Source organism: Arthrobacter sp. JCM 19049 (assembly GCF_001310435.1).
Genome location: NZ_BAXF01000608.1, coordinates 1 through 1147, shown reverse-complemented (window position 1 = coordinate 1147; position 1147 = coordinate 1). Strand labels below are relative to the sequence as shown.

Annotated in this window: 3 protein-coding genes; all 3 read right to left on the bottom strand. The window is 67.0% G+C overall.

The features are described from left to right. Window positions 1–361: MFS transporter (locus JCM19049_RS14915; protein WP_279403318.1), on the bottom strand; the 361-nt coding region annotated here is incomplete at its 3' end. Between the two features lie 71 nt (window positions 362–432). Beyond that, window positions 433–858, bottom strand: a complete 426-nt coding sequence (locus JCM19049_RS21210; protein ID WP_279403317.1) for a TetR-like C-terminal domain-containing protein — start codon at window positions 856–858, stop codon at window positions 433–435. After that, window positions 840–1040, bottom strand: coding sequence for a helix-turn-helix domain containing protein (locus JCM19049_RS14910; protein WP_279403319.1), 201 nt, complete (start codon window positions 1038–1040; stop codon window positions 840–842). The genes JCM19049_RS21210 and JCM19049_RS14910 overlap by 19 nt, the downstream gene beginning before the upstream one ends. Between the last annotated feature and the right edge of the window lie 107 nt (window positions 1041–1147).

Genomic DNA, 1147 nt, shown 5'->3' with positions numbered 1-1147 from the left:
CGCCGCCCAGGCCCTGCAGGGCGCGGAAGGCGATCAGCAGCGGCATGGATCCGGCCATCCCGCTGAGCACCGAGCCTGCCAGGAAGACCGCGATCGCGAAGACGAACACCGGCTTGCGCCCGAACTGGTCGCCGAGCTTGCCGTAGATCGGCAGCCCAATGGTGGAGGCCAGCACGTAGGCGGTGATCACCCAGGCCAGCTGGTCGAATCCGTGCAGTTCACCGACCATGGTTGGCAGCGCGGTGGCCACGATCGTCTGGTCCAGTGCGTTGAGCAGCACGGCCAAGATGAGTCCGGCGAAGACGAGCTTGAAGCCGCCGGTGCGAGTGGTCTCGCGGTTCTCCAGAAGTTCTTTAGTCATTGCCTGCCATCTGTTCCCTGCCAAGGGGTGTGGATACGGGGCGGCGCACAGCAGCGGCCACCGTATTGCCATTAACGATACTGAGCAGTTTCGTTAATGGCAATACGGTGGCGGGGTGAGCTCCGGCACCGCCGGCAGCCAGGGGGCGGGGCTACTTCTGGTGATGCATCGCGGGCAGGATTACTTCGTCCACCACGCTTTCCACATAGGCGCGGTCCACCGGGCGGCGTTCGACCACCAGACGGTGGAAACCATGGCCGGCAGGATGCCCCGGGTGGACTGGGTGCTGGACTGCGCGCCCAGCTCCCCGCGGCCCGTGCCTGCTCCACCACGGTATGCACCAGGTGCGCCCGCGGGGTGGCGATATTGGCCATGTACAGCTCGTGCAGCTGCTCGTCGCTGGGCAGGGCCGCCAACAGGTTCACGAAGATCGCATCGCGCATCGGATCCTGGGCGAACCAGATGGCAGTGAGCTGGATCAGGTCCTCGCGCAGCACCCGGTGTCCGGGGCCGCGGTGTTCCATTCCAGGGAGCTGATCGCCGCGGCCAGCAGCTCGGTGCGCGAGGACCAGCGGCGGTACACGGTGGCCTTCGAGGCGCCGATGCGCGCGGCCACCTCATCCATGGTGAATTGGGCAAACCCCTGCTCGGCCAGCACCTGCTGGGCGCAGGTGAGGATCTGCTGATCGCGCGCGGCATCCCGGGGACGCCCGCGGCGCGGGGTAGGGGAAGAGGCGGCGGGGGATTGGCGGGTTCTGCTTGATCACTCACCCTGCCAGTGTAGTC